Genomic DNA, 6,368 nt, shown 5'->3' with positions numbered 1-6,368 from the left:
AGTGCGCTATGTATTGCGCGAGGGGATGAAGACCTTGGCCAGTGCTCCGCTGGAAGTTGTTGCCGCGGAACTGAGCATCACTGCACCGGAGCAGGTCACCACGGGTACTTCATTTAAAGTCAGCTGGAGCGATACCGTAGCCAGTCATGATTACTACACTGTGGTGAGTGTCGGTACTGATGAAGGCAGGTTGGGTAATCGCGACTTAGTGGGCAGCAAGGGCGAGGGCAGGCTCACAGCGCCAGCAGAGCCAGGTATGTATGAAGTGCGCTATGTGCTGCGCGAGGGGATGAAGACCTTGGCCAGAGCTCCAGTGGAGGTAGTGGCGGCTGAAGTCGGTATTAGCGCGCCTGAAAAAGTTCGCGCTCAGACAGAGATAAAGGTTGAGTGGAGCTCGGTGGTCTCATCCGATGACTATTACACCATCGTTCCAATGGGTACCGCGGAAGGCAAACTTGGCAGCCGAGGCTTGGTCCGAGATAGCAATGAGGGCAGGCTCAAAGCACCCGCTGAGCCAGGACTTTATGAGGTGCGCTACGTGCTGCGTGAGGGTATGAAGACTCTGGCCCGCACGCCGGTTGAGGTGCTTGCTGAAGATGCTGCGCTGGACTCAGGCGCCGCACTCTCGGCTCCTAGTAGCGCAGCGCCGGGTGCAGCTGTGACAGTCTCCTGGACTGGAGGCAGTGACAGCAGCGATCAGCGCATTGCTTTAGCTAAAGCCGACGCGGCACTTTTTACTTGGGTGGAAGCGCACAAAGTCGGTGATACGCAATCGCAAGAGTTCAGCATGCCTGAGGAGCCGGGGCGCTATGAGTTCCGCTACTTGGATGTCAGCAATACCAAGGTGCTTGGACGTGCTGTAATTGAGGTGAAGTAAGCAGCTATTTCAGAGCGCCTATAAGGCGCTCTGACTCCAGTGGCTAAAGCGGCTAAATACAGACTGGCTAGAGGGGTCGAGCTCAGTGCAATTAGCTATTTTTACAGCGCTTGAGCAGTTAGCAGCTAATTTATAGCTGCTGTTGCATGCGTAAGCTATTGAATAATACACAGAGGCTGCTGAGTGACATGGCAATTGCGGCTACTACAGGCTGGATAAAACCCATAAGCGCTAGAGGTATCACGACGCTGTTGTATGCCAGCGCCCAAAACAAATTTTGCCGCATTAACTTCTGTGCCTTCTGAGCTAACTGCAGGGTGTCCGGGATTTTGGCAATGCCCTCAGTGAGGTAAATGGCAGCGGCTGTGGCTGAGGCTGTACTGCCCACGGCGATTCCCAGTTTAGCACCAGCCAATGCTAGGCCATCATTTAAGCCATCCCCGACGAATACCACCTTAGCTTCCTTTTCGAGTTGATTAATAAACTCGTGCTTCTGTTCCGGTGAGTAGCCGGCGCGAAGGTTTTGCTCTGTTATGCCTAGCTGTTCGGCCACTGCCGAGCATGCTTTAGCTGTGTCACCACTAAGTAGGTAGAGGCGATAACCCTGGCGTCGCAGGTATTGGAGGACTGGCTTTGCCTCTGCTCTGAGAGTCTCTTGGAAGTTTATTTTCCCTGCATAGCAGCCATTAACAGCCAGGTGAATATGCATGCCATCATCTGCAGTGCTAGCTAGGACAACACCCTGTTGACGAAGCCAGTTCTCTTGTCCGGCTAAGGCGATGGTTTTTCCATTGAGCCATCGCGTACCGGCACCAGCAAAACTTTGTCGAACCCCCTCGCTGGTAATCGGGGTGGATGATGTTTCTGCGCGCAGTCCTTTAGCGACGGGGTGTGATGAACCATGGAGAATATTGCGCGCTAACTGCAAGAGCTCGGGCTCGGACCATTGTTCGGCCGGCGTAATCGTGTCGATGCTTGGCTCGCCAGTACTTAGGGTGCCAGTTTTATCAAATACAATGATCTCCGGCTTGGCCGCTGCTTCTAGTGCTGCTGGGTCTTGCAACACAATGCCACGCTGAATCATCTGAGTATGCCCCATGATAATCACCAGCGGAATGGCGAGACTCAGTGCGCAGGGACAGCTGATGATCATGACAGCGAGTCCGCGAGCTGCTGCCGTTGCAAATGGGGCTCCCTGGGCCGCGGCCAGTACTGTAGCCGCGGCTGCCGCAACTAAAATTATGGGCAGTAGCATGCCCGCAATGCGATCACTTAGGCGCTGTAAGCTGGTCTTTCTGCTAAGTAGAGTAGAAATCGAGCGAGACAATTGATCTATACGGCGCTGTCCTATACCTGCGCTGACGCACAATTCAATTTCACCGGCTACTAAGTGACAGCCGGCCAGTAGCTCTGAGCCAGGCTCAAGATTTTGAGGTAAGTGCTCACCGCTCAGAATGGATAGGTCAGCTTGAGCATGTCCGTGGGTGATATGGCCGTCTAGGGCCACTTGTTCTCCGGCCTGCACAATAATGGTGTCGCCGACTTTAATGCTCTTGGCAGGGCGAAGTTCGCGTTTGCCACTGGCTGTTTTTAGCCTGAGCTGTGCTGGCATACCTTGCAGGTAGTGGCGAATCACTTCTGCCGCGCGCCGCCGAACTTTGCTATCTAGCAGTCTCGCCAGCAACTGGAAAGTAATTAGCATAACAGCAGCATCAAAATAGACATGATGCTTGCCAGAGGCTAATTGCCAGCTAGAGATACTACAGGCGGCTAGTACTGCGACAAAAATCAGACTGTCGAGACCGGCTGCGCCAGCAATCAAAGTGCGCCAACCCACTCGGTAGAAATGTGAGCCGGAATAGATAAGCACCGGCAAGGCAAATAGGCCGCTGCTGAGCGCCAGTGGCCACAACAACTCTGGCTCGACCGCGCCAAAGGGCGCCAAATAAATGAGTAGAGCGGGCATCATGCTCCACATGCCAAAGACTGCCGCCACTGCTAGTCGCTTTTGCAGATCTTGGCGCGTGGACTCTGCTTGGCGATTGCTCCGCTCAGGGTCGATCGCCTGGTATAGGTGGTAGCCTAGACGAGCCACTGCCCGCTGTAGATTGTCAAATGCAGGTTGGTTTTTATCCCAGCAAATTAACACTACGTCAGCGGCAAAGTTGACCGCGGCGTCACTGACACCAGGTTGTTTTTTTAATAGCTTTTCAATTGCGATGGCGCAGCTACCACAGCGCATGCCATCAATACCGAGGATCTCCTCTCCTTGCTGAGCACCTGAGTTACCTTCGATGTCTGGATCGGACATTTAGGGGGCTCCGAAAGTCTCTTTAAGCTCTTCTGCCGTCCAACTGTTACGATCAGCAAAGCGTGCTTTGTATTCACTTACACTTTGCAGGCTGACAGCAGCGGCGCTGTTACCCCACTGACTCCGAATAAAACTTAGCACTGCACTTAGCTCTGCATCGCTAAGTTTGCCGCCAAAGTTAGGCATCGCCCCTTGGTAGTTGCTGCCCGCCACTTCAATTGGTCCGACTAGGCCGTCACGAACAATAGCGATAGTAATCTCAGGCTTAGCCTGTACCCATTCACTGTTGGCTAAGGGTGGGAAGGCGCCAGGAATACCTAGCCCAGTAGGCTGGTGACAGGCGCTGCAGTGGATGCTGTAAATACTCGCACCATCGGCCGTTACTGTACTGTCGGCCTGCTCAGCTTGTTGAGCTACAGATTTTTCACTTGTTTGTGCCGCGCCTTGAGCGTCCTTGGCAGAGAGCTGAGTACTTTGTGCGGTAGTGACTTGAACACTTCGGCTATCCCCGCCTTGCATCGGTTTACCAATTTGGAGAATGTAGTAGCCGACGCCCCATACAATGAGAATAAATATCCATAGCAAAACGGCTTTAGGGGTGGCTGCGTTGCCTTCTTCCGGTTCGGGTGCTTCGCGATACTGAGCGCGCTGATCATGTTGTTTCATAGCAAAGCTTAGTCCTTAGGCTGTTCAGGTTGTGGCAGGGTGGGAGCAGGGTAGCTGTGATCGAGCGCCAGCAAATACTCGGCAAGTGCCAAGGCGTCTTCAGTGGCGACTATGTAGCCAGTTTTTGGGCCGTGGGGTGCTGGTATATTGACCAGCTTGTCGCCTTCTTCCAGCTGTTCAACATGGCGGAACAGAAAGCGGTATGGCGGCATAATGCTATCTTTAACTAGCGCACTCGGACTGTAGAGGTGCATCAGTTGCCAGTCGATGCTGGGCTGTCGGGCGCCGATATTAAACAGGTCGGGGCCGGTGCGCATAGTGCCTAATAGCTGGGGTTGGTCGTAGGCATAATCGCCTGGCACAGAGGCTCGCCCCCAGCCCCTATCTCGATCGCCAGGAGCGAAGGCTGGGTCGCGAGGCTGCTGACTGTGGCAATACATACAGCCATTGGCGATATATACCTGTCTGCCTCGCAGCTGTTGCTCTGTATAGGGCTTGAGTTCGGGCGGCACTTGTTCTGCAGTCATCTGCAGATAGGGCATTACCACGAGTGTCAGGGTGGCCAACAATAAAATAAGGGCAGCACCAACCATAATTGCGAGAGCACGTTTCATCGCGCGACCTCCTTGGTTGAGGGACGGAATAGAGTGGCTTGTTCTTTAGCTTTGCCGCGGCGCATGAGCATAGCGACGAAGTGAAAGGCAAAAACCAGGTGTCCAAGTGTCATTAGTAAGCCGCAAAGGGTCCGCGCTTTTAAGGCGGGCAGTGTCATGCGCACAATGTCCATAAAAGGCAGGTCGGCAGTTAGCAGCGCTAGGCCTTGCTTCCAGCCGCTAAGCGTCAATGAGACAACGTAGATTAAGATACCAACACTGACTAACCAAAAATGCAGGCTGATCAGGCCTCTCCAAGGCCACTCCCAATTGGTGAGGCGCGGCATAATGAAGTAAAAAGCACCAAACAGAATGAAACTTAAGAAGGCATACATCCCTAGGTGGGCATGGGCTACTGTGTAGTGGGTAAAGTGAGTGATCACGTTGATACTGCGCAGGGCTTCCATGGAGCCCTGCAGTGAGGCCACGGTATACATCAGAGCGCCGATCCAGACAAAGCGCAGAGTCGGGGAGTCTTTGAGCCGCCCGAAGTTGCCCATCATGGTGCCATGATGGTTGATGGCAACGGTGATGACGGGTATCGACATCATCACGCTATGGACAATTGATAGGGTAACAAGCCAGGTCGGTATTGGGCCGCCGATGATGTGGTGGATGCCGACTTGGCTGTAGAACAGTGCTAAAGCCCAGAAGCCAATCAACGACAGTTGGTAAGAGATGATTGGCTTGCCGAGAATTTTGGGAATCATATAGTAGGCGATGCCAATGCCGATGGGCGTTACCCACAGTCCGAGCACGTTGTGGGCAAACCACCAGTTAACCGCTGCACCTGAAGCACCGGGGAAGGTAAAGGGTAGGTTGGCGATAAAGAACAGAATCGGAAACCACACCAAGGCGGCCATTAAATACCAGCTGCTGACATAGAGATGCTCAACTTGGCGATTGGCCGCTGTAAGCAGCAAGGGGACAGCGCATAAAGCGCCACCCACTACAAATAAAACATCTATCTGCCAAGGAAACTCCAGCCATTCTTCGCCATCAGATAAGCCTAGTGTGATAGCACCAAGCCCAAGGATCAGGCCAATATTCCAGATTAGGGCTCCGCACACTGCATACTTGCCCCCAGCTAGGGATGTTTTGAATAAGCGCGGGATTAAGAAGAGTGCCACGCCGATACCTGCCATGCTGGCCCAGCCATAGGTGACAGCATTTAAGTGTACGGGGCGTACTCGACCGAAGGTCAGAAATTCACTGGCAGCTAAAAATTCAGGGAGGTGCATTTTAATCGATGACATCAGCCCAAATACAGAGCCAAGTAGTAGCCAGAATACCGATGAACTCAGCCAGGTTAGTACGGCAGCTCTCGATGACTGGTCGGCGATCCAGCGAGCCTCTAAGGCCTCGGTTTGATCAAGGTTATCACCAGTGAAAGCGGTTTCAGCGGGGCGAGCGGGGTCTTCACTGTGACCTTCTTCACCGGGTGAGAAAATAGTGCGCGCTGCAGCTTGGCCGTGGCTGAATTGATTGTTGGCGATAGACCAAATCAGCAGGAGTAGGCCAACTGTTGATAGCAAAAAGGTGATGATCAGCAAAACAGCGATAGTAGGTGTCATAAACAGCCCTGTTGAGTGGGTTCAAAACACTAGGAGTTGGTGCTTTTTAGCGCTGTTTAGCCCGCTCTAGCAGGCCCCTAGCTCTGCAAAAAACATGAAGGTAGCCAGCAGGGGCTGAGTGCGAGTGTTATCAGTGGCGGATTCAGCGCTAAGTTCAGGGCGGCACTATAGGCATAAGATTTATATTTTAATAACGAAAAATAATGGCTTATAGTATTGGTATTATCGATATTAAGTGGGCCTTAGCGAGTAAGTTGTGACAATCGCTTCAAACTTTGTCAGGCAAT

General features: G+C 52.9%; 5 protein-coding genes. 1 reads left to right on the top strand and 4 read right to left on the bottom strand.

Annotated features, from left to right (window positions below; translation table 11 throughout):
* On the top strand, positions 1-877 hold an 877-nt coding region (locus tag H2508_RS00480; RefSeq protein WP_220463528.1), incomplete at its 5' end, for a hypothetical protein.
* Positions 878-1,007: 130 nt separating this feature from the next.
* Here H2508_RS00480 and H2508_RS00475 read toward each other — a convergent pair.
* Genes H2508_RS00475 through H2508_RS00460 form a run of 4 tightly spaced genes read right to left on the bottom strand, consistent with a single transcriptional unit; the run spans position 1,008 to position 6,081 of the window.
* Positions 1,008-3,188 (bottom strand): heavy metal translocating P-type ATPase, encoded by a 2,181-nt coding sequence (locus H2508_RS00475; RefSeq protein WP_182168452.1) that lies wholly within the window; start codon positions 3,186-3,188, stop codon positions 1,008-1,010.
* Positions 3,189-3,854, bottom strand: a complete 666-nt coding sequence (locus H2508_RS00470; protein ID WP_182168451.1) for a c-type cytochrome — start codon at positions 3,852-3,854, stop codon at positions 3,189-3,191.
* 8 nt (positions 3,855-3,862) lie between these two features.
* Positions 3,863-4,468, bottom strand: coding sequence for a cbb3-type cytochrome c oxidase subunit II (locus H2508_RS00465; RefSeq protein ID WP_182168450.1), 606 nt, complete (start codon positions 4,466-4,468; stop codon positions 3,863-3,865).
* Entirely contained in the window at positions 4,465-6,081 is a 1,617-nt protein-coding gene (locus tag H2508_RS00460; RefSeq protein ID WP_182168449.1) for a cbb3-type cytochrome c oxidase subunit I, read from the bottom strand. The genes H2508_RS00465 and H2508_RS00460 overlap by 4 nt, the downstream gene beginning before the upstream one ends.
* Positions 6,082-6,368: the final 287 nt, after the last annotated feature.

Origin of the sequence: Sediminihaliea albiluteola (assembly GCF_014077625.1) — a bacterium.
Taxonomy (GTDB): Bacteria; Pseudomonadota; Gammaproteobacteria; order Pseudomonadales; family Halieaceae; genus Sediminihaliea; species Sediminihaliea albiluteola.
The sequence above is the reverse complement of the archived record's forward strand: the minus strand, read 5'-3'. Positions and strand labels throughout refer to the sequence as shown.